This window comes from Oceanobacillus kapialis, from assembly GCF_044790185.1.
Lineage (GTDB): Bacteria > Bacillota > Bacilli > Bacillales > Amphibacillaceae > Oceanobacillus_B > Oceanobacillus_B kapialis.
Genome location: NZ_CP085256.1, coordinates 2,061,722 through 2,084,172, shown reverse-complemented (window position 1 = coordinate 2,084,172; position 22,451 = coordinate 2,061,722). Strand labels below are relative to the sequence as shown.

The following is a 22,451-nucleotide window of genomic DNA, read 5'->3' as shown; positions in this document are numbered from 1 at the left end:
ATGGTACGTTCCATTATCGTATTATTATTACTTGCAGTATTTTTTCTAACAGGTATGTTATATGGGTTAAATAAGGATGAAGCAATGGAAGCTGAACCTGAAACGGAAAAGATTGAAGAGACGAAGTCAGGAACTGTTGCATCCGTAAAAAAAGAAGATGAACAAGCTGAAAAACCTGAGAAAGCTACTGTTGCTGTTGAAATGGAAGAGCCAGATAACCTTACCCAAAAGACTGCCTCCTTTATGGAAGCTGGCGTGAAAGGATTCTACGAAGCTATTGTGCAGATTATGTATCAAATCTCCCAAGTGTTTTTTTGACAATATTAATTGACCGAAAGCCGGAAGAATAGTTGAGACCTTCTGTAGTCAGTACTATCACGTAGGTGCATTTTCTTTTGGCTTTTACCTTATCATAGCCTTTTTGTTGTAACCTGCGTAGTGTTAATATTTCTTGAATATACGGCAACCTATTGCTATAATCAATGCTAGCCCTTATCGTTGTATAAGATGGCTCTTTAGAGAGTTTTTGACAGGAACAACCCATTCTTCCAGTCACCTAATATCACAATGATACAGCGATAAATTTGGAGCTTTTATCTTTTTCATGGATAAAAGGCGTGTAGGAGTGAACACCACTAATGGCAAAAAAGCAAAGAAATGTTCGTAACTTTTCGATAATCGCCCATATTGACCACGGGAAGTCTACGTTAGCTGATCGAATTTTAGAGAATACGAAAGCGATATCTGAACGTGAAATGAAAGACCAGCTATTGGATGCAATGGATCTGGAAAGAGAACGTGGTATTACAATTAAACTAAATGCCGTACAGTTACAATATACGAGCAAAAGCGGAGAAGAATTTATATTTCATTTAATAGACACACCAGGGCATGTGGATTTTACATATGAAGTTTCCAGAAGTTTAGCGGCATGTGAGGGCGCGATTCTTGTAGTGGATGCAGCACAAGGCATAGAAGCCCAAACGTTGGCAAATGTTTATTTAGCACTGGATAATGACTTAGAAATTATTCCGGTTATTAACAAGATAGACTTGCCAAGTGCTGACCCAGAACGTGTGAAGCAGGAATTAGAAGACGTCATTGGCATTGATGGTGATGACGTTATTCTAGCCAGTGCCAAGTCAAACATCGGTATTGAGGACATTCTTGAACGAATTACAGAAGCTGTTCCTGCACCAGCAGGCAACCCGGATGAACCGCTTCAAGCACTCATTTTTGATTCCCTGTACGACCCATATCGTGGAGTTATCGCTTATGTATGTATTAAGGAAGGTTCTGTGAAGGTCGGCGATAAAATTAAAATGATGGCAACCGGTAAGACATTTGAAGTGAATGAACTTGGTGTTTTTGGACCAAAGCCAATCAGTAAAAAGGAACTGACAGTTGGTGATGTAGGCTTCCTTACAGCCTCGATTAAAAATGTTGGAGATTCTAGAGTAGGGGATACCATTACCCTTGCTGAAAAACCTGCTGCAGAGCCATTACCAGGCTACCGTAAACTGAACCCAATGGTTTTCTGTGGTCTTTACCCGGTTGATTCAAATGACTATAATGATCTAAGAGAAGCTCTTGAGCGACTTGAATTAAACGATTCTTCCTTACAATATGAACCTGAGACATCACAAGCGTTGGGATTTGGTTTCCGTTGTGGTTTCCTTGGACTATTGCATATGGAAATTATTCAAGAACGAATTGAAAGAGAATTTAATATCGAGTTAATTACTACAGCTCCAAGTGTTATCTATGAAGTAGAACAAACAAATGAGGAATTAGTAGAGGTGGACAATCCATCACTCATGCCAGATCCTCAACAAATTCAAGAAATACGCGAACCGTTTGTAAAAGCTACTATTATGGTACCTAATGAATACGTAGGGGCTGTAATGGAAATTACACAGAAAAAGCGTGGACAGTTTATTGATATGGAATATTTGGATGAAATTCGAGTTAATGTAGTTTATAACATTCCATTATCCGAAATCGTATATGATTTCTTTGATCAATTAAAGTCACAAACAAAAGGGTATGCTTCTTTTGATTATGAATTAATTGGTTACAGAACATCATCACTAGTTAAAATGGATATTCTTCTTAACGGTGAAACTATTGATGCACTTTCCTTTATTGTTCACAGAGATTTTGCTTACGAAAGAGGAAAGCAAATTGTAGACAAGTTAAAAGAACTTATACCACGACAACAGTTTGAAGTACCAGTACAAGCAGCGATTGGAAATAAAATTGTTGCTCGTTCCACTATTAAGGCGATGCGTAAGAATGTGCTGGCAAAATGTTACGGAGGGGACATCTCCCGGAAACGTAAATTGTTAGAGAAACAAAAAGAAGGTAAAAAACGAATGAAGATGGTAGGCTCTGTGGAGGTTCCACAAGAAGCATTTATGGCCGTCTTGCAAATGAATGATGATTAATCGTAAAGGAGGGAGAACTTGTGGCTGTTAAAGCCGACGAGTTTCCCTTTTCCTTTTACATTGGAGGATTTACAGTGAAAAACGAAATTCAGTCGGTATATATTCATATTCCGTTTTGTGAACAAATCTGTCACTATTGTGATTTTACCAAGTTTTTCTTTAATGAAAAGCTGGCTACGGAATACATTGAGGCCCTTGCAAATGAAATTCATATAAATGTACCAGGCGAAAAAGCGAAAGTGAAAACTATTTTCATTGGTGGTGGGACTCCTACTGCACTCACAGTAACTCAGCTTACAACTCTTTTGAATATTATCGATAAGAAATTTGATGTACCATCCTGTGAAGAATATACCATTGAAGCGAACCCAGGGGATTTTGATGAAGAAAAAATCCAGCTACTTGCAGCATATGGGGTAAACCGAATTTCCCTTGGGGTACAGGTGTTTGATGATGAAAAGCTAGAAGAACTTGGCAGACTGCATAAGGTGAAGGATGTTTATAAGACTGTTAATGGGTTAAAACAGCATGGGTTTAATAATATTAGTCTTGACCTTATCTATGCACTACCAAAACAAACAGTCAGACAGTTTGAGGACTCCTTGTCAGAGGCTATGGCGTTCGGACTTCCTCACCTATCTACTTATGCTTTGCAAATTGAGCCCAAAACAGTTTTTTATCAGAGGCATAAAAAAGGGAAGCTTCATCGTCCCGCTCAAGAAGAAGAAGTAGAGATGTATCATTTATTAAGAGAGACCACAAAAGCTCATGGAATCGAGCAATATGAAATAAGTAACTTTGCCAAACCTGGCTATGAGAGCAAGCATAATTTAACGTACTGGGGAAATGAATACTATTACGGGTTTGGTGCAGGTGCATACGGTTATTTACCAGGCAATCGGTATGGCAATATTAAACCACTTCCTGCGTACACGAAGCAGGCGATGCTGGATGGTCATCCGATTCTTCATATGGATAAGATAGAAATGAAGGAAAGAATAGAAGAGGAAATGTTTCTTGGGCTACGGAGAATAAAGGGTGTTAATAAAAGACACTTCCAAGAAAAATTTGGTATGACAACAGACAGTTTGTATAAAAAGGAAGTCAACGAACTTATATGGAGAGGCTGGTTGGTCGATACTGGAGAAAGTTTACGACTTACAAGTGATGGTTTACTTTTAGCAAATGAAGTATTTGAACGCTTCTTACTTGATGAACCTGTAACGATATAAGGCGAGCCTTTTGATGAATGTACTACTGAGCAAAGGACAAGCTATGATAAGAACCAACTGCTCCTGTAGTTGGTTCTTATGTTGAATTTTTAGTTTAGATATGCATGTTCATTGACAAAAAAAAGTCGTTTTGATAATTTATAATTAGAATTAGCACTCACCGGTATAGAGTGCTAACAGGGGTGATCATCATGTTAACAGAAAGGCAATTGTTGATTCTACAAGTCATTATTGATGATTTCATCGAGTCAGCTCATCCTGTTGGGTCTAGAGCAATATCAAAGAAAGAGCATATACCATATAGTGCGGCTACTATTCGAAACGAGATGGCAGACTTAGAAGAGCAAGGATATCTGGAGAAAACACATTCCTCTTCTGGTAGAGTACCGTCCGAAAAAGGATACCGGTATTATGTAGATCATTTGATTTCGCCTGCAGGCAAGGCTCAGGATGGAAATGTTCTTAGCCATATGTTAAAGGACGGCTTTTTCGAGTTTGAACAAATTGTTCAAATGTCTGCTGAAGTGCTTTCGGAATTAACCAATTATACATCTATTATATTGGGTCCAGAGTTATTTGAGACAAAGCTTAAACAAGTCCAGTTGATAACTTTATCAGCCAACACGGCAGTTGCCATCCTTGTTACAAACACAGGTCATGTAGAACACCGGTCCTTTTCTATACCTGCTGAAGTGAACCCATCCGATTTGGAGAGAATGGTAAATATCCTGAATAATCGGTTGCATGATGTTCCTATTTTAAAGCTTCAGGAAATCTTTAATACCGAAATTGCAGAAATGATGAAGATGTATGTTGATGATTTCGATACATCCTATAACTATTTAAAGGCAGCATTTTTGTCGGATCATCCGGTCAAACTTTATATTGGTGGGAAATCCAATATTTTAAGACAGCCAGAATTTAATGATGTTGATAAAATCCGGTCTTTCTTTACAATGATGGATAAAGAAGAAGAGATCATCAGCTTATTAAAACATACGGAGCATGGTATTAATGTCACGATTGGGAAAGAGAATGCAGTAGAAGCCATTAAGGATTTTAGCTTGATTACTTCCTCCTATCAATTAGGCGATGGACAACTTGGGACCATTGCCCTTCTAGGTCCGATGAGAATGGAATACAAGAAGGTCATTTCATTACTTAACATTGTATCGAATGAAATGACAGATGCGCTGTACTTATGGTATAAAAACAATGAGTAAAACAGTTTAGAGGCAGACCGTTTTATCAATAGCCCTTTAGATGGTATAGTCTAACAGGATGATATATTAGGAGGTGGCACAGAGTGGAAAACGAGGAAAAAGATGTTGTAAGAGAGAATGAAGCTGAAAATAATGAATCAGATCATATAGAGGTAATTGATTCAGAAGAAAGTATCTTAGAAGAGGCTGGAAACGAAGAAGAAGTTCAGAACCCCCTGCAACAGGAAGTAGACAAATTAAACAAAGAGAAAGAAGAAATCAACGGACGCTATCTACGCTTACAAGCAGAGTTTGATAACTTCAAGAAAAGAACGCAAAAAGAAAAAGAAGCAGACCGAAAATATAAATCACAAGACTTGGTAAATGATTTATTACCAGCGGTAGATAACTTTGAGAGGGCGCTTCAAGTAGAAAGCACTGAAGAAAACGCAAGCCTTGTTGAGGGGATCACCATGGTATACCGCCAGCTTAAAGATGCCTTGAAAAATGCTGGTGTAGAGGAAATTGAAACAACCGGAAAAGAATTCGATCCAAATCTTCATCATGCAGTTATGCAAGTTGAAGATGACGAATTAGAAGCTAACACCGTAGTAGAAGAATTACAAAAAGGTTATATACTTAAAGATCGTGTTATTCGACCAGCAATGGTTAAAGTGAATAAATAAAGAGAAGCGCAGTTAAGGAGGAAATGGAAGATGAGTAAAATAATTGGTATTGATTTAGGTACAACAAACTCATGTGTGTCTGTAATGGAAGGCGGAGAAGCTGTTGTTATCCCGAACCCGGAAGGTAACCGTACAACACCATCTGTTGTTGCTTTTAAAAATGGTGAGCGTCAAGTAGGTGAAGTTGCGAAACGTCAAGCAATTACAAACCCAAACACCATTCAATCCATTAAACGTCATATGGGTACAGATTATAAAGTTAAAATTGAAGACAAAGAATATACACCACAGGAAGTATCCGCTATTATTCTTCAGCATATTAAATCCTATGCAGAGGATTATATCGGCGAGAAAGTAGAAAAAGCTGTTATTACAGTCCCAGCTTACTTCAACGATGCAGAACGTCAGGCAACAAAAGATGCTGGTAAGATTGCCGGACTTGAAGTTGAACGTATTATTAACGAACCAACTGCTGCAGCACTAGCATATGGTATTGATAAAGAAGACCAAGATCAAACTATTCTAGTTTACGACCTTGGTGGTGGTACCTTTGATGTATCTATCCTAGATATTGGTGACGGTACGTTTGAAGTTGTTTCAACAGCAGGTGATAACAGACTTGGTGGGGATGACTTTGACAATGTGATTATTGATTACATGGTGCAAGAATTCAAAAAAGAGAATGGCATTGATCTTTCTAAAGATAAAATGGCAACACAACGTCTTAAAGATGCGGCAGAAAAAGCGAAAAAAGATCTTTCTGGTGTATCTCAAACACAAATTTCTCTACCATTTATTACAGCTGGTGAAGCAGGACCACTTCACTTAGAAATGAATATGACGCGTGCTAAATTTGAAGAACTTTCTTCAGACCTAGTAGAGCGTACAATGGTACCTACAAGAAAAGCATTGCAAGATGCAGATCTTTCTTCAAGTGATATTGATAAAGTTATCCTTGTTGGTGGTTCAACACGTATTCCAGCAGTACAAGAAGCAATCAAACGTGAAATTGGTCAGGATCCTTCAAAAGGTGTTAACCCTGATGAAGTTGTAGCTCTTGGTGCAGCGATTCAAGGTGGCGTACTTCAAGGTGATGTAAAAGATGTTGTATTACTTGACGTAACTCCACTTTCTCTTGGTATCGAAACGATGGGTTCTGTATTTACTAAATTGATTGAACGCAATACAACGATTCCAACAAGTCATTCACAAGTATTCTCTACTGCAGCTGATAACCAAACTGCTGTTGATATTCACGTACTACAAGGGGAGCGTGAAATGGCTGCTGATAACAAAACACTTGGTCGTTTCCAATTAACGGATATTCCACCAGCACCAAGAGGCGTACCACAAATTGAAGTATCTTTTGACATTGATGCAAATGGTATTGTAAATGTACGTGCGAAAGATATGGGTACAAACAAAGAACAATCCATTACCATTAAATCTTCTTCTGGTCTTTCTGATGATGAAGTAGAAAAAATGGTACAGGAAGCAGAAGAAAACGCTGAAGCTGATAAAAAGCGTCGTGAAGAAGTAGAACTTCGCAATGAAGCAGACCAGCTTGTCTTCACAACAGATAAAACAATTAAAGATCTTGGTGACAATGTTTCTGACGAAGAGAAACAAAAAGCAGAAGCTGCAAAAGAAGAATTGAAAACAGCTTTAGAGTCAGATGATCTTGATCAAATTAAAGAGAAAAAAGACGCCTTGCAAGAGCAAGTGCAACAGCTTTCTGTGAAAATGTATGAGCAAATGCAAAAAGATGCAGAAGCTCAACAAGGACAGGAAGGTCAAGGGAACAGTGACGACGATGTAGTTGACGCTGACTACCAAGAAGTAGATGACGAAGAAGATAAAAACAATAAATAATGCAGGATATCTCGCTATTTATTAGTGGGAAGTAAGGTTACCCTGTAATCCAAAGTCAAAGTCAGGATTCTCTTGGCTTTGACTTTTTTACAGCAGGTGAAAAGTAGGTATTTGTACCAGTTACCTACGTAAGATTTTTACTAACTTTTTAAAGCTAAAGCATGGATCCAAAGTTGATTTGCCATGCAGGTTAGAATGATGATATGATAAAATTTATGCAATAGCGTGTGTCGGGAGAGTGATTTGAATTGAGTAAGCGAGACTATTATGACGTGCTCGGGGTTAATAAAGAAGCTTCAAAAGATGAAATAAAAAAAGCTTATCGAAAACTAGCACGAAAATATCACCCGGACGTCAATAAAGAAGCAGATGCTTCAGATAAATTTAAAGAGGCGAAAGAGGCCTATGAAGTTTTAAGTAATGAACAAAAACGTGCCCAGTATGATCAATTTGGTCATACGGATCCCCAACAGGGTTTTGGTGGTTTTGGCGGTGGAGCACAAGACTTTGGTGGTTTCGGAGATATATTTGATATGTTTTTCGGAGGTGGCGGTAGACGTAGAGACCCTAACGCGCCACAGCAAGGTGCCGATCTGCAATATACCATGGTCCTGGACTTTAAAGAGGCTATATTCGGAAAAGAAACAGACATTAACATTCCTAAAGAAGAAAACTGTGAAACATGTAGTGGTTCAGGAGCGAAACCTGGTACGAAAACCAAAACCTGTTCCCATTGTAATGGTTCCGGTCAATTGAATATGGAGCAGAATACGCCATTTGGTAGAGTTGTTAACAAACGTGTTTGTAATCATTGTGGTGGATCAGGTAAAATTATCCCAGAAAAGTGTAATACATGTGGTGGTTCTGGTAGAGTTAAAAAGCATAAGAAGATTCACATCACCATTCCAGCCGGTATAGATGAAGGCCAGCAAATCAGAGTTTCTGGAAAAGGTGAAGCTGGTGTGAATGGAGGGCCTCCTGGTGATTTATATGTAGTCGTGCAAGTAAGACAGCATGATTTCTTTGAACGTGAAGGGGATCATATTTTCTGCGAGCTGCCACTAACGTATACCCAGGCAGCACTTGGAGACGAGGTTGAAGTACCAACAGTCCATGGAAAAGTAATGTTGAAAATCCCTGCTGGAACACAAACAGGAAAAACTTTCCGTATGAAAGGAAAAGGTGCTCCTAACGTTCGAGGTTATGGGCAAGGGGACCAGCATATTAAAGTGAAAGTTGTGACACCTACTAACTTAACAGAACGCCAAAAAGAATTGTTAAGAGAATTTAATGAAATAGCTGGAAATGAAGCGACAGATGAGCAGGAAAGCTCTTTATTCCAACGCTTTAAAAAAGCATTTAAGAGTGAATAGCGGTGCATAATGCACCGTGTACATATTAGGAGAGAAACAGATATATGTTGATGTTTAAGCATAAATTCAAATTTCTCCAAAGAAATGGGTGAGCGGTAATGAAATGGTCAGAGGTATGTATCCATACCACAAACGAAGCAATTGAGCCAATTTCCAATATTCTTCATGAGACAGGTGCAAGTGGACTTGTAATTGAAGACCCAATGGATTTGGCTAAAGCACATGCTTCTCCCTTTGGTGAAATATATGAGTTGGATGCTTCTGAATATCCTGAGGAAGGTGTGTACATAAAGGCGTATCTTCCAGTTAATAGCTTTTTTGGCGAGACAATTGAGGAAATTAAGCAAGCAATTAATGAATTATTGCTATATGATATTGATCTTGGTCGTAATGAAATTTCATTAAGTGAAGTAAATGAAGAAGAATGGGCTACAGCATGGAAAAAGTACTACAAGCCGGTTAAAATTTCGAAAAAAATTACGATTACGCCAACGTGGGAAGAATATGAACCTGTATCCAGTGACGAAATTATCATTGAATTAGACCCTGGAATGGCATTCGGGACAGGAACACACCCAACCACTGTATTAAGTATCCAGGCACTGGAACAATTTTTACAAGATGGCGATAAGGTTATTGATGTGGGGTCAGGGTCAGGGGTATTGAGTATAGCAGCAGCTTTACTTGGTGCTGATAAGGTAGATGCCTTTGATTTGGATGACGTTGCCGTGACAAGTACAAGAGTAAATGCAAAATTGAATAAGCTAGGTGAGAAGATTCAAGCTAAGCAAAATAATCTCCTCGATCATGTCAACGATCAGGCTGATGTTATTGTTTCTAATATTCTTGCTGAAATTATTGTGCGCTTTGTCGAAGAAGCATGGACAAACCTGAAGCAAGGTGGTTACTTTATTACTTCAGGGATTATTCAAAACAAAAAGCAACTTGTGAGATCTAAACTTGAAGAGCAAGGCTTTACCATTATCCAGGTGAACGAACTTGAAGATTGGGTTTCAATTGTAGCAAAAAAGGAATCGTAACATGGAAGTAGGTGTGTAAGACGTGCAACGTTACTTTGTACCAGAAGAAAATTGGCATTTAGAGTCAGTGACGATTACAGGTGACGATATTCATCATATTAACCGAGTCGTTCGTATGAAGCCAGGGGACAAAATAATTTGCAACCATCCTGATGGCCACGCTGCACGCTGTGAGATATCCTCCATTGAGTCAGACGCCGTCTATAGTAAAGTGGTTGAATGGTTGGATCAATCTGTGGAGCTTCCAATTGACGTTACCATTGTTCAAGGATTGCCTAAGGGGGACAAGCTTGATCTCATTATCCAAAAGGGGACGGAACTTGGTGCTAAAGCTTTTATTCCCTTGCAGGCAGCACGTTCTGTGGTAAAATGGGATCATAAAAAGCTCCAGAAGAAGACGGAGCGGTTTGCAAAAATTGCGAAAGAAGCAAGTGAGCAGAGTCACAGAAATCACATCCCTGAAATTAAACAAACCATGTCATTTACAGAGTTAATTGAAGAAAGCAATTACTATGATGTGAAGATCTTTGCTTATGAAGAAGAAGCCAAGACAAAGCATTATCAAGCTTACGGCGACATTTTAAAGAAGATAAAAGTAGGGCAAAAATTACTTGTACTTATTGGTCCAGAAGGTGGTATCGCAGAACAAGAAGCAGAACGCTTAAAAGAAGCTGACTTTCACCCGGTTCGTTTAGGTCCAAGAATTTTACGTACAGAAACAGCTGCCCTATATATACTTGCAAGTATTTCCTATCATTTTGAAGAATTGAGGTGGAATGAATGCCAACTGTAGCATTTCATACTTTAGGTTGTAAGGTAAATCACTATGAGACAGAAGGGATATGGCGAATGTTCATGGACCAAGGCTATGAACGGGTTGATTTTGACCATGATTCTGATGTTTATGTTATAAATACCTGTACTGTTACCAACACAGGGGACAAAAAAAGTAGACAAGTAATCAGACGTGCAATTAGGAAAAACCCTGAAGCCATTGTTTGTGTAACAGGCTGTTATGCCCAAACCTCACCTGGTGAAATTATGGAGATCCCCGGTGTTGACATCGTTGTTGGGACACAGGACCGCAAAAACATGATTCAATATATTGAAGAGCATAAACAAACAAGAGAGCCTATAAATGGGGTTACCAATATTATGAAGAACCGTGTTTTTGAAGAAATGGACGTTCCGGAATTCACGGATAGAACACGGGCTTCTCTTAAAATACAAGAAGGATGTAACAATTTCTGCACTTTCTGTATTATCCCATGGTCTCGGGGTCTACTACGTTCAAGAGATCCTGAAAATGTTATTAAGCAAGCTCAAAATCTTGTCAACGCAGGATATAAAGAAATTGTTCTTACAGGGATTCATACAGCAGGATATGGTGAGGATCGCAAAGATTATAATTTTGCCATGTTACTTAGGGATTTAGAAACAAAGGTACACGGTTTGAAACGTATACGAATTTCCTCTATTGAAGCTAGCCAGATTACAGACGAAGTAATTGAAGTATTAGATCAATCAGAGAAAATTGTTCGTCATTTACATATCCCATTACAATCGGGATCAGATACAGTACTTGCAAGAATGCGCCGAAAATACTCAAGCGAGTTTTATAAAGAGAAAGTAACGAAGATTCGAAAGGCATTACCAGGTTTGGCTATAACATCCGATGTGATTGTAGGGTTTCCGGGTGAAACGGATGAAGAATTTCAAGAAACCTTTGATTTTATTAAAGATATTGGCTACTCAGAGCTTCATGTGTTCCCTTTCTCAAGAAGAACAGGGACACCAGCTGCGAGAATGGACAACCAAGTGGATGAAGACATTAAAAATGAACGCGTGCATATATTAATTGAGCTTTCTAACCAGTTGGCAAAAGAGTATGCTTCTAACTATGAAAATGAAGTGCTTGAAGTAATACCTGAAGAGCGTGAGCAAGAGGGGAAAAATGAGAATATGCTTGTAGGCTATACGGATAATTATCTAAAGGTACGCTTCGAAGGGACCCAAGACATGATTGGAAAGCTTATTCGTGTAAAAATCACCCAATCAGGCTACCCTTATAACACAGGAACTTTTGTCAGGGTAATGGATGAAGTAACTTCAGTAGCAAATTAGTTATTCCCTAATTATGAAAGGATGAGACGATGCACAATAATTTAGCAAGTTATATTGACCATACTCAATTAAAACCTAACACTACAAAAGAACAAATCACAAAAATTGTGGAAGAGGCAAAAGAACATCACTTTGCATCTGTTTGTGTAAATCCATATTGGGTGCCTTTTTGTGCGGAGCACTTAAAGAACACAGATGTGAAAGTTTGTACGGTAATTGGCTTCCCCTTAGGTGCTAATTCTACCCAAACGAAGGTATTTGAAACCAGACAAGCGATCAGTGATGGAGCTACTGAGGTGGATATGGTAATAAATGTGGGTGAGCTTAAAGCGCACAATGATGGTCAGGTGGAAAAAGATATTGCAGCAGTAGTGGAAGAGGCGAAAGGCAAAGCTTTAACAAAAGTTATTATCGAAACATCATTGTTAACCGAGGAAGAAAAAATACGCGCTTGTCAGTTAGCTAAAGCAGCTGGAGCTGATTATGTAAAAACTTCTACTGGCTTTTCTGGAGGCGGTGCATCAGTTGAAGATATTAAATTAATGCGAGAAACAGTTGGCCCAGAGATGGGTGTAAAGGCTTCTGGTGGTGTAAGAGATCTTGCTTCCACAGAGTCAATGATAGAAGCTGGGGCTACCAGAATCGGAGCAAGCGCAGGTGTGGATATCATTAAAGGAAATGCCGGTTCTTCCGATTATTAGACTTTTTATGCAAATCTGCTATAGAATGTAAATAATTTGTTGACCAAAATGTAGTAATATATTATACTTTAACAAGGCATGTGATAGGTAATCCATATGCCGGTACAATTTTTTTTGTGCTTCGGAGGGAGGGAAATTAGCATGTCAAATACAACTCGCGTTCGTAAAAACGAGTCTCTTGAGGATGCTCTTCGTCGCTTCAAGCGTAGTGTGTCAAAAAGTGGTACACTGCAAGAATATCGCAAGCGTGAACATTATGAAAAACCTAGTGTTAAGCGTAAGAAGAAATCTGAAGCTGCTAGAAAGCGCAAATTCTAAAGTGGGTGCAAGAGCATGGAACTACTTGAACAGCTGAATCAAGATATGAAGCAAGCGATGAGGCAGAAGGACAAAGATAAACTGAGTGTTATCCGTATGGTCAAAGCTTCATTGCAAAATGAATCAATTAAGCTTGGTAAGGACTCACTTAATGAGGAAGAGGAACTATCTATCCTTTCGAGAGAGTTAAAGCAAAGAAAAGATTCCCTCCAAGAATTCAAATCAGCTGGACGCGATGATCTTGTTAAAAAACTTGAAGTTGAAATCAATATTTTGCAAGAATATATGCCAAAACAGCTTACAGATGAAGAGCTGGAGGCAATTGTTCAGTCAACGATTCGGGAAGTAAATGCAACATCCAAGAAAGATATGGGTAAAGTAATGAGTGCTATTATGCCAAAGGTAAAAGGTAAGGCAGATGGCTCCCAAATAAACAAACTCGTACAACAGCATTTGAACTAATTTCAAATAAGGAACCCTTGCTATTATAGCAAGGGTTTTTTACGTACAAAGAAATTATTTATCCTGCCCCCTCACCTAATAAAGTTTAACTTTATTAAAATCCATATTTCATTAATGTTTACAAACAGACACCAAATTATGGTACTATTTAGAGGAATAATGAAAAAATGAAACCTCAACGCCTATGTAGTCGTATACTATAGAGGAAAGTAAAAGGGAGGTGAATCATAAATTGTCTAAAAAAAGGCTCCTACCATACATAATACTTTCACTTGTAGCTGTTTTACTTACTATTTTACCTTTTATACAGGATAAGGCTTTTGCTGAAACTGGCGCTGGTAAAACCGTTTATGTTATCCCTATTGAAAAAGAAGTCGAGCGAGGTTTAGAAGCTTTTTTAAATAGAACGACAGATGAGGCAATTGAAGAAGGCGCAGATCATATTATTTTTGAAATAAATACACCGGGAGGCAGAGTAGATTCTGCTGGTCAGATTGCAGGCTTGTTGCAGGCCCTTGAGATACCAACCACCTCCTTTGTTGTCAATGAAGCACTTTCTGCGGGTTCATACATTGCGTTAAATACGGATACAATATATATGCGGCCACAGGCCACTATGGGAGCTAGTGGCGTGATAACATCTGATGGGAATGCTGCTAGTAAAAAAGCACAATCTGCATGGCTTGCTTCTATGAGAAGTGCCGCAGAATCTAAAGGAAGAGATCCTCTGTATGCTGCTGCAATGGCTGACCCAAGTATTGATCTGTCTGAGTATGGTGCAGGGGAAGGCGAATATTTAACTCTAACTCCGAGCATTGCCTTGGAAGTTGGCTATTCAGAAGGAACAGTGGACGACCGAGTCGAATTATTAAATGAGCTAGATCTTTCTGATGCTAAGATTGTAGAAAAAGAAACTACGTTTGCAGAAGAGGTAGCTAGATTTCTGACGAATCCAGTTGTAATTCCAATCCTGCTCTCTGTTGCAAGCTTGGGGTTAATTGTAGAATTGTATTCTCCCGGGTTTGGAGTTCCTGGCTCAATGGGAATAATCGCCTTAATATTATTTTTCTATGGACATTTTGTTGCAGGATTAGCTGGTATGGAAGCCATGATTCTCCTTCTTTTAGGAGTGGTTTTAATTATTGTGGAATTCTTTGTTCCTGGTGGGATCCTTGGACTCTTGGGAATCGGAGCAATCATTGGTTCTCTACTAATGTCTGGATATGATATGGGGCATATGTCCATGAGTATCGCCATCGCCTTTTTGGTTGCTGTTATCGCATCCGTTATTTTATTTAGAAGAATAGGTTTGGATAAAGGGGTGTTTCGCCATATTATCCTTAAAGATCAAACAACAACCGAACAGGGATATGTTTCTACGGCGAATCGCTTAGAGCTATTAGGGTTGGAAGGGAAAACTGTCACACCTTTACGCCCTTCTGGTACAGCTGTATTCGAGAATGAGCGATTGGATGTTGTATCGGAAGGAAGTTTTGTTGACACAAACCAAAGTGTAAAGATCGTAAAGGTAGAAGGAGCTCGTATTGTAGTTAGAGAAATATCTAACTTATAATAAATAATAAACAGGAGGAACTTATATGAATTTTGAAGAACTTATGCCGTTAATTATTATTGCGGTAATATTGATTGCTGTAGCTATTTTATTTACATTCATACCTGTAATGCTGTGGATTAGCGCACTAGCAGCCGGGGTGAAGGTGGGGATCTTCACACTAATTGGTATGAGACTACGTCGAGTAGTGCCGAATCGAGTTATTAATCCATTGATCAAAGCACATAAAGCAGGCTTGAATGTGAAAACAAACCAGCTTGAGAGTCACTATTTAGCTGGTGGTAATGTTGACAGGGTAGTTAACGCTTTAATAGCCGCTCATAGAGCTAATATCGAACTTCCATTTGAACGAGGAGCAGCGATTGACCTTGCTGGTCGTGATGTATTGGAAGCTGTACAGATGAGTGTAAACCCTAAAGTAATTGAAACACCATTTATTGCAGGTATTGCCATGGATGGAATTGAAGTAAAAGCAAAAGCAAGAATTACAGTACGAGCAAACATCGACCGTTTAGTCGGTGGTGCTGGGGAAGACACTGTTATTGCCCGTGTTGGTGAAGGTGTCGTAAGTACAATTGGTAGCTCTGAAGCACATACAAAAGTATTGGAAAATCCGGATTCTATCTCACATAATGTGTTGAATCGTGGGCTTGATGCTGGTACTGCATTTGAAATTCTCTCCATTGATATTGCAGATGTAGATATCGGTAAAAACATTGGTGCGATCTTGCAAACAGACCAAGCGGAAGCAGATAAAAATATTGCACAGGCTAAAGCAGAAGAACGTCGCGCGATGGCTGTGGCCCAAGAACAGGAAATGGTTGCCAGAGTGCAAGAAATGCGTGCTAAAGTGGTCGAAGCAGAGGCAGATGTTCCATTGGCTCTTGCCGAAGCACTACGCTCAGGAAATCTTGGTGTAATGGATTATATGAATTACAAGAATATTGATGCCGATACTGATATGAGAGACTCAATCGGAAAATTATCGGAGGATAATGAAGAACACGACCAAAAATAAACGCTTTGTTCAAAAAGGAGGCGTTTCGTGAATGGATATATCTAGTATTTTGGAAGCAATTTTCGGCAATATGTTTGTTTTACTTGCTATAATCGCCGGAATAATTGGCTTTTTTAAAGAAGGTTCTAAGAAGAAAGAGGAGAACACACAAAATAGGCCTCGACAGAATACACCTCCAACTCAGAGGTCGAATTCGGCTAATCCGAGAACTTCTCCTTCACTTGAGGATACTGTAAGCACCATTGATGCTTCTTCTATTGAAGAGCAGCAACAAAATCAGCTTGATCATCTTGCTAACAGATATGCTACGGCTAAACGCTCTGCAGAAAACATTTCCGAAAATTTGCAGCGCAGTTCTTCTTTAAAGGAGCGAAGTAAAGAAGAGGATCATTTGTCTGCAAGTCAAAAGCAGTTTAAGAGAAAGTTGAACCGGAATTTAACAAAGCAAGGATTGGCAAACGGGGTAATTATGGCTGAAATTCTCGGTCCCCCACGTGCCAAAAAGCCTTATCGAACTGTAGTACAAGAAAGAAAATAATAAAAAGCCAGAACAAGGAAATTTCTTGTTCTGGCTTTTTTATTTGCATTTCCTATAGTTTATCCCGCCTTTTCCTGCATTTCAATCCTACTCGAGTTCATAGCCCCTTCTAAGTTCTTCCTGTTGCAATGGTAATCCTTTCTCACACTTTTTCAGTTCTTATAAATGCATTTTAAGCATACATATGTTGAGGAGAGGGGGCTGCATTTGTGAAAAAATGGCAACAGGGGATTCGTCCATGGTTAATAAAATATCTTGCGCTTCCTTCTGATATTGTGCTGGAGCTGCCACGTATAACCATTATCGGTCAGCTTCATGTGTATATAGAAAATCATAAAGGCCTGGCCACATATTCTGAAACTGAGCTTAAGCTGAAGGCTAATAAAGGGTTTATTCATATTACTGGATCTTCCTTTGTACTTAAAATGATGCTACCAGAAGAAATTCTTTTAGAAGGCGCCATTGAGGAAGTGAAATTTGTGCCAGAATAATAGGACGCTAAGGGGGAAAACATGAAACAATTACAGGACTCTTATCTCACAGGCTATGTTACATTATCTGTTAAAGGTGAAAAGCCTGAACTTTTTTTTCAGCATTGTACAAGCGCAGGCATAACCGTTTGGAATGTAAAGAAGAAGTCTGCTGACAGGTGTGAGGGGAATATAAAGCTACGTGATGTTAAGTATATTCGTAAATTGAATAAACAAACCAATTATAAATTGAAATTTATTGACCGTAAAGGCTACCCCTTTATGCTCCGTAGATTTGTTAGACGTAAGGAATTATTACTCGGGGTAGTTCTTAGTATGTTCCTCATTTTATTTCTTTCCAATATCATTTGGGAAGTAAAGATAACGGGGGTACCTAAGGATATAGAAGAAAAAATTAGCAAACAACTTGAAAAAGACGGCATTCATCCAGGAGCTTGGATATTCTCTTTAAAATCACCTAATGAAATTCAACAGCAATTGGTTAAAGATGTACCGGAATTGCTTTGGGTTGGTGTGGAGCAAAAGGGGACAACCTTTACACTAGAAGGTGTTGAGAAAATCATTGTGGAAGAAGAAGAGCCAGTGGGACCAAGAGACCTCGTAGCAACAAAAAAAGGGGTCATCAAAAAAATGTATGTTTCAAATGGAGTAGCACAAGTTCAGGTGAATGATTACGTGGAACCTGGTGATACGCTTGTATCTGGTGTAATTAATGACTCCACCACTGAGGAGGAAAAGGAAGATAAGGGAGAGGAGGAAAATAGAGAGCTTGTGGCAGCAGATGGGGAAATAATAGCCACTACTTGGTATGAAGTAAACGTGACAGCACCATTGCAAACAAGCTCTGAAAATTTAACTGGCGATAAAGAAAAGAAATTTTCTTTAAAAACAGGGGATTTTCAATTACCTATATGGGGATTTGGCACACCAGATTATGAAGCCATTCATCGGGAAACAAATGAGACCCCCATTCAATTTTTAAAATGGGAGTTACCAATACATTTTGTTGAAACCATCTTAAGTGAAAAAACGTATACCAATGTAGAACGTTCCAAAGAGGATTCGATTAAAGCAGGGATCGAACAAGCAAAACAAGAATTAGCACTGCAGCTTGGTCCTGAAGCGGTAATTGTTTCCGAAAAAGTTTTGCATGAAACAATCGAGAATGGTAAAGTTAAATTAAACTTATACATTAACGTTGAAGAGAACATCGCAAAAGCCCAACCTTTAAGTCAAGGAGATTGATTATGGCAGAGAACCTAACGGAAATTGATTTACAACTCAACAGTCCAAATGAAGCGCTAGCCTTGTTTGGAACCAATGATAGATACCTTCTTCAATTGGAGGAACTGTTAAATGTCTCCATTGTTACAAGAGGAGAAGTAGTTCGCGTATCTGGAGAGGAAACAAACATTAAACTTGTTCAAAGTATACTCTTGACCATGTTAGCTTTAATTCGAAAAGGGTTAACAATATCAGAACGCGACGTGGTATACGCTGTTGACCTGGCGAAAAAAGGTAAAATTAATCAGTTTGAGACACTTTTTGAGGATGAAATAACGAAGAATGTTAAAGGAAAACCTATCCGGGTTAAGACACTCGGCCAAAAAAAGTACATTGCATCCATTAAAGCAAATGATTTAGTATTCGGTATTGGGCCAGCAGGGACAGGGAAAACATATTTAGCGGTTGTAATGGCTGTTCACGCATTAAAAAATGGGTATATTAAAAAGATTATATTAACAAGACCAGCAGTAGAAGCAGGAGAAAGCCTCGGCTTTCTTCCAGGTGATCTAAAAGAAAAGGTAGATCCTTATCTTCGCCCTCTTTATGATGCGTTACACGACGTATTAGGTGCAGAGCATACATTACGACTAGTTGAACGCGAAACAATTGAGATAGCACCGCTAGCTTATATGAGGGGAAGAACATTGGATGATGCGTTTGTCATTTTAGATGAAGCGCAAAATACCACTCCTGAGCAAATGAAAATGTTTTTAACAAGACTGGGGTTTGGATCCAAAATGGTCATCACTGGCGATGTTACGCAGATAGATTTACCAAAAGGTAAAAAATCAGGATTGCATGCAGCATCTCAAATGCTTGAAAATGTAAAAGGGATCTCTTTTACTTACCTGGAGCAGACTGATGTTGTGCGACATCCACTTGTACAAAGAATTATCGATGCTTATGATAAAAGAGAAGATAGCAACTAAGGCCCTTTCCAGGGTCTTAGTCTGTACCTATAATATTTGGAAAATAGAGCAAATTCTCTCGGGGAAAGAGTAGTTGAATTTTAACATGGATGTGGGGGGGAGAAGTTGAAGAATAAAAGGAACTTAAACACAAGGCTGATGCAAAATTTAAGGAAAAATTGGCTTCTCGTCTTCATATCAACACTGTTTATCGGTCTATTTTTCTTTTTTATAACATGGGGAAACATACATACAGAAACGTACAATATAGAACGTTTTACAAATGCAAATGAGACAATCCGCTCTCCAATCAACATAGAAAACGAACAAGAAACACAGAGAAAAACGAGAGAAACTGTCCAGTCGGTTGAAGACAGATTTAACATTTCTGAGGAAATTACCAACGAAAGATTAGCATATGCAAATGAAATTTTCGAAGCGATCTCAAAGCTAGAGGAAGAAGAGCTAGCTTCAGAGGAAGAAAGTAATGATGCAACAAGGCTCCCAGTTACTACTCAAGAAAAAGTTCAACGACTTAAACAGATTCTTTCAGATGAGATTACGGAAGGCCTTAGTGATAATGTTCTTGCTACTTTGGTAGAAATCCCGAAAGAGCAGCGTGAAGAAGGAAAAGAAGTACTAATAGAAGCGTTAAACGATACCTTTGAAACAGGTGTTAGAACTGAGAGTGTGGAAAGTGCGACTTCGCACGCAAATGAACTGATTGCCTATTCAGAATTAGATTCGGAAGTAACAGAAGTATTAACAGATATAGCTGATTTTGCTGTTGTGGAGAACTCTATTTACGATGCAGAGAGAACAAGTGAGGCAAGAAAGGATGCTGCCAGTAGCGTAGAACCGGTGATGATAAGGGCTGGAGAAATCATTGTTCGTGAAGGACAGACAATTACCAATGAAGTCTATGAAGAATTAAAGCTAGTTGGCCTTCTAAACAACCAGCGTAACCTTTACCCGATCATTGGTTTGGCATTATTAATACTTCTATTGGCAAGCTTTGTCGCCTACGAATTAAACTGGATTTCCAAGAGATTCAAAGGAGATAAACGGAAAATTGTCTCCATTATATTAATAAGTATAATTGTCGTTTCTTTAATGAAAATCGTCAGTATTTATACAACGCAAAGCAATCAACTGTTCTTTGTAGTTCCATTGGCTACTGGTGTTTTACTTATTAAACAATTAATTCATGAACGATCAGCCATCGTTTTAAGTGTTATTTACGCTATTTTAGGAAGTATTATTTTTAATCATCAGATTCCTGGCTCACTCAATGTAGAAGCAGGTGTTTATTTTCTACTTTCACAGCTAGCAGCAATCATTTTCCTTATGAATGTGAAGGATCGCATGGCGATTTTGAAGGCTGGAGCAGGGATGTCAGCAGTTAATATCGTAACACTACTATCATTTATATTTCTCTCTTTTGAAAAATATGCTATCGGCGATATCTTTATTCAATCTGCATACGGAGTAGTGGCAGCATTTTTGTCAGCTGTTTTAACTATAGGGTTACTGCCATTCTTTGAGACGGTTCTTGGAATCCTCTCTGATATTAAGTTATTACAGCTATCAAGTCCTAATCAACCTTTATTAAAAAAGCTTTTGACAAAGGCGCCTGGGACCTACCACCACTCTATTATGGTCGCGAATCTCAGTGAAACAGCCTGTGAAGCAATTGGGGCAAATGGACTGTTAGCAAGAGTGGGAGCATATTACCATGATATGGGGAAAACCGTTAGACCACATTATTTTATTGAAAACCAGCTTGCCATTAAAAATCCACATGATGTAATAAGTCCTGCGGAAAGTGCGGATATTATTATTAGCCATCCATACGACGGAGCAGATATGCTGAAAAAACATCGTATACCCAAGGAAATTGTGGATATCGCAACACAGCATCATGGTACAACCCTTTTAAAATATTTTTATTATAAAGAGAAAGAAAAAAACAAAAAGGTTAAAGAAGAAAGCTTTCGATACCCAGGGCCAAAGCCACAGACAAAAGAAGCAGCGATTATCTGCATATGTGATTCTGTCGAAGCAGCAGTACGCTCCTTGAAAGAACCTACTGAAGAAAAAATAGAGGATATTGTAGTCTCTATCATTAGGGATAGAATGACGGATGGTCAATTGGATGAAAGTCCACTAACCCTAGAGGATTTAAATTTAGTTCAACGTACCATTTGTGATACACTCAAAGGGATATTCCATTCAAGAATTCAGTACCCGATGAAGGAGGCCAAATAATATGTATATTGATTTTCATGATAATACAAATACCGTAATTAGTGATTATATTGATACGCTACAACAACTTATTACCTTTGCAGCTGAACAGGAAGATATTCCTTCAGAGGCGGAAATTTCTATTAACTTTGTAGACAACAAAGAAATTCAGGAGCTAAACCGAAATTATCGTCAAAAAGATGCTCCTACAGATGTAATATCATTCGCGATGCAAGAATCTTTAGATGAAGAACTTGAGATTGTGGGTGCAGAAATGCCCCTTATCCTTGGGGATATTGTCATCTCCGTAGATAAAGCGAAAGAACAGGCTGAAGAGTACAATCATTCCTTTGAACGTGAGTTAGCTTTTCTAACACTCCACGGTTTCCTTCATTTATTAGGATATGATCATATTAAAAAAGAGGATGAAATCGTTATGTTTAAGAGACAAGACGAAATCTTAGGTGCTTTTGGAATTGAAAGATAAGAGAAGGTCAATTGGTTTTAAATTTGCTTTAAATGGTATTTGGAGTGTTATGAAGTCGGAGAGAAATTTCCGACTTCATCTGCTTGCAGCTATTATTGTAATCATTGCTGGCTTTGTTGTAGAACTCAGCCGGATAGAATGGTTATTTACCGTTGTAGCTATTGGTAGTGTTTTATCTGCAGAGAGTTTGAACAGTGCGGTGGAAAAAATGCTGGACTACTTAAATCCCGATGTCCATCCACAAGCGAAAATCGTGAAAGACGTAGCCGCTGGAGCAGTCCTGCTTACTGCGGTAATGGCAACCATAATTGGAGTAATCGTATTTCTCCCTAACATAGTAAGTATGTTAAAGTCCTGGTGAAGGGCTTTTTTTTATCACAACTCTGCTACTATTTAAGCATTCAATGTTTTACTTTAGCAAAAACTGTTCATATAAACTATAAGT

The 22,451-nt window shown here is 38.6% G+C and carries 22 protein-coding genes; all 22 read left to right on the top strand.

What is annotated here, in order from left to right; translation table 11 throughout:
- The 22 genes from LG273_RS10970 (at nt 1) to LG273_RS10865 (ending at nt 22,367) form a co-directional block, all read left to right on the top strand.
- On the top strand, nt 1–318 hold the full coding sequence (locus LG273_RS10970) for a hypothetical protein (RefSeq protein ID WP_379564541.1): 318 nt from the start codon (nt 1–3) through the stop codon (nt 316–318).
- 320 nt (nt 319–638) lie between these two features.
- Nucleotides 639–2,447 carry a translation elongation factor 4 gene (lepA, locus tag LG273_RS10965; RefSeq protein ID WP_379564539.1) on the top strand — a complete coding sequence of 603 codons (1,809 nt, stop codon included), beginning with the start codon at nt 639–641 and terminating at the stop codon, nt 2,445–2,447.
- A gap of 74 nt (nt 2,448–2,521) precedes the next feature.
- Entirely contained in the window at nt 2,522–3,679 is a 1,158-nt protein-coding gene (gene hemW / locus LG273_RS10960) for a radical SAM family heme chaperone HemW (protein ID WP_379564706.1), read from the top strand.
- Between the two features lie 191 nt (nt 3,680–3,870).
- The gene (gene hrcA, locus LG273_RS10955; RefSeq protein ID WP_379564537.1) at nt 3,871–4,902 is read left to right on the top strand and encodes a heat-inducible transcriptional repressor HrcA; all 1,032 of its coding nucleotides are present in this window, start codon (nt 3,871–3,873) and stop codon (nt 4,900–4,902) included.
- Between the two features lie 83 nt (nt 4,903–4,985).
- The gene (grpE, locus tag LG273_RS10950) at nt 4,986–5,567 is read left to right on the top strand and encodes a nucleotide exchange factor GrpE (RefSeq protein WP_404453519.1); all 582 of its coding nucleotides are present in this window, start codon (nt 4,986–4,988) and stop codon (nt 5,565–5,567) included.
- 30 nt (nt 5,568–5,597) lie between these two features.
- Nucleotides 5,598–7,439: a molecular chaperone DnaK gene (gene dnaK / locus LG273_RS10945; protein WP_379564533.1), complete on the top strand. Its 1,842-nt coding sequence runs from the start codon at nt 5,598–5,600 to the stop codon at nt 7,437–7,439.
- Between the two features lie 248 nt (nt 7,440–7,687).
- On the top strand, nt 7,688–8,812 hold the full coding sequence (gene dnaJ / locus LG273_RS10940; RefSeq protein WP_379564531.1) for a molecular chaperone DnaJ: 1,125 nt from the start codon (nt 7,688–7,690) through the stop codon (nt 8,810–8,812).
- A gap of 98 nt (nt 8,813–8,910) precedes the next feature.
- Nucleotides 8,911–9,852: a 50S ribosomal protein L11 methyltransferase gene (prmA, locus tag LG273_RS10935; protein ID WP_379564529.1), complete on the top strand. Its 942-nt coding sequence runs from the start codon at nt 8,911–8,913 to the stop codon at nt 9,850–9,852.
- Nucleotides 9,853–9,874: 22 nt separating this feature from the next.
- A complete protein-coding gene (locus LG273_RS10930; RefSeq protein WP_404453514.1) occupies nt 9,875–10,645 on the top strand; it encodes a 16S rRNA (uracil(1498)-N(3))-methyltransferase in 771 nt (256 codons plus the stop codon).
- Nucleotides 10,633–11,976 carry a tRNA (N(6)-L-threonylcarbamoyladenosine(37)-C(2))-methylthiotransferase MtaB gene (gene mtaB, locus LG273_RS10925; protein ID WP_404453511.1) on the top strand — a complete coding sequence of 448 codons (1,344 nt, stop codon included), beginning with the start codon at nt 10,633–10,635 and terminating at the stop codon, nt 11,974–11,976. Before LG273_RS10930 ends, mtaB begins: the two co-directional genes overlap by 13 nt.
- Nucleotides 11,977–12,005: 29 nt before the next feature.
- Nucleotides 12,006–12,677, top strand: coding sequence for a deoxyribose-phosphate aldolase (gene deoC / locus LG273_RS10920; protein ID WP_404453508.1), 672 nt, complete (start codon nt 12,006–12,008; stop codon nt 12,675–12,677).
- 141 nt (nt 12,678–12,818) lie between these two features.
- Nucleotides 12,819–12,995 (top strand): 30S ribosomal protein S21, encoded by a 177-nt coding sequence (gene rpsU, locus LG273_RS10915; RefSeq protein WP_010650937.1) that lies wholly within the window; start codon nt 12,819–12,821, stop codon nt 12,993–12,995.
- Between the two features lie 15 nt (nt 12,996–13,010).
- Entirely contained in the window at nt 13,011–13,457 is a 447-nt protein-coding gene (locus tag LG273_RS10910) for a GatB/YqeY domain-containing protein (protein WP_379564521.1), read from the top strand.
- 292 nt (nt 13,458–13,749) lie between these two features.
- Nucleotides 13,750–15,030, top strand: coding sequence for a nodulation protein NfeD (locus tag LG273_RS10905; RefSeq protein ID WP_404459523.1), 1,281 nt, complete (start codon nt 13,750–13,752; stop codon nt 15,028–15,030).
- 25 nt (nt 15,031–15,055) lie between these two features.
- Complete coding sequence (floA, locus tag LG273_RS10900; protein ID WP_379564519.1) at nt 15,056–16,048, top strand: flotillin-like protein FloA; 993 nt, start codon at nt 15,056–15,058, stop codon at nt 16,046–16,048.
- A gap of 31 nt (nt 16,049–16,079) precedes the next feature.
- On the top strand, nt 16,080–16,586 hold the full coding sequence (locus LG273_RS10895; RefSeq protein ID WP_404453503.1) for a hypothetical protein: 507 nt from the start codon (nt 16,080–16,082) through the stop codon (nt 16,584–16,586).
- Nucleotides 16,587–16,795: 209 nt separating this feature from the next.
- Nucleotides 16,796–17,077 (top strand): sporulation protein YqfC, encoded by a 282-nt coding sequence (gene yqfC / locus LG273_RS10890; RefSeq protein ID WP_404453500.1) that lies wholly within the window; start codon nt 16,796–16,798, stop codon nt 17,075–17,077.
- Nucleotides 17,078–17,098: 21 nt separating this feature from the next.
- A complete protein-coding gene (gene yqfD / locus LG273_RS10885) occupies nt 17,099–18,322 on the top strand; it encodes a sporulation protein YqfD (RefSeq protein WP_404453497.1) in 1,224 nt (407 codons plus the stop codon).
- Nucleotides 18,323–18,324: 2 nt separating this feature from the next.
- Complete coding sequence (locus LG273_RS10880; protein ID WP_404453494.1) at nt 18,325–19,293, top strand: PhoH family protein; 969 nt, start codon at nt 18,325–18,327, stop codon at nt 19,291–19,293.
- 138 nt (nt 19,294–19,431) lie between these two features.
- Nucleotides 19,432–21,540: an HD family phosphohydrolase gene (locus LG273_RS10875; RefSeq protein ID WP_404453491.1), complete on the top strand. Its 2,109-nt coding sequence runs from the start codon at nt 19,432–19,434 to the stop codon at nt 21,538–21,540.
- 1 nt (nt 21,541) lies between these two features.
- Nucleotides 21,542–22,006, top strand: a complete 465-nt coding sequence (gene ybeY, locus LG273_RS10870) for an rRNA maturation RNase YbeY (protein ID WP_404453489.1) — start codon at nt 21,542–21,544, stop codon at nt 22,004–22,006.
- Nucleotides 21,996–22,367 carry a diacylglycerol kinase family protein gene (locus LG273_RS10865; RefSeq protein ID WP_379564505.1) on the top strand — a complete coding sequence of 124 codons (372 nt, stop codon included), beginning with the start codon at nt 21,996–21,998 and terminating at the stop codon, nt 22,365–22,367. Before ybeY ends, LG273_RS10865 begins: the two co-directional genes overlap by 11 nt.
- The last annotated feature ends 84 nt before the right edge of the window (nt 22,368–22,451 follow it).

What these genes read in the sequence shown, in the direction of transcription:
- LG273_RS10970 (WP_379564541.1), top strand. Translation starts at nt 1, where the DNA reads ATGGTACGTTCCATTATCGTATTATTATTACTTGCAGTATTTTTTCTA.
- lepA (WP_379564539.1), top strand. Translation starts at nt 639, where the DNA reads ATGGCAAAAAAGCAAAGAAATGTTCGTAACTTTTCGATAATCGCCCAT.
- hrcA (WP_379564537.1), top strand. Translation starts at nt 3,871, where the DNA reads ATGTTAACAGAAAGGCAATTGTTGATTCTACAAGTCATTATTGATGAT.
- dnaK (WP_379564533.1), top strand. Translation starts at nt 5,598, where the DNA reads ATGAGTAAAATAATTGGTATTGATTTAGGTACAACAAACTCATGTGTG.
- prmA (WP_379564529.1), top strand. Translation starts at nt 8,911, where the DNA reads ATGAAATGGTCAGAGGTATGTATCCATACCACAAACGAAGCAATTGAG.
- mtaB (WP_404453511.1), top strand. Translation starts at nt 10,633, where the DNA reads ATGCCAACTGTAGCATTTCATACTTTAGGTTGTAAGGTAAATCACTAT.
- deoC (WP_404453508.1), top strand. Translation starts at nt 12,006, where the DNA reads ATGCACAATAATTTAGCAAGTTATATTGACCATACTCAATTAAAACCT.
- rpsU (WP_010650937.1), top strand. Translation starts at nt 12,819, where the DNA reads ATGTCAAATACAACTCGCGTTCGTAAAAACGAGTCTCTTGAGGATGCT.
- LG273_RS10910 (WP_379564521.1), top strand. Translation starts at nt 13,011, where the DNA reads ATGGAACTACTTGAACAGCTGAATCAAGATATGAAGCAAGCGATGAGG.
- floA (WP_379564519.1), top strand. Translation starts at nt 15,056, where the DNA reads ATGAATTTTGAAGAACTTATGCCGTTAATTATTATTGCGGTAATATTG.
- LG273_RS10895 (WP_404453503.1), top strand. Translation starts at nt 16,080, where the DNA reads ATGGATATATCTAGTATTTTGGAAGCAATTTTCGGCAATATGTTTGTT.
- yqfD (WP_404453497.1), top strand. Translation starts at nt 17,099, where the DNA reads ATGAAACAATTACAGGACTCTTATCTCACAGGCTATGTTACATTATCT.
- LG273_RS10880 (WP_404453494.1), top strand. Translation starts at nt 18,325, where the DNA reads ATGGCAGAGAACCTAACGGAAATTGATTTACAACTCAACAGTCCAAAT.
- LG273_RS10875 (WP_404453491.1), top strand. Translation starts at nt 19,432, where the DNA reads ATGCAAAATTTAAGGAAAAATTGGCTTCTCGTCTTCATATCAACACTG.
- ybeY (WP_404453489.1), top strand. Translation starts at nt 21,542, where the DNA reads ATGTATATTGATTTTCATGATAATACAAATACCGTAATTAGTGATTAT.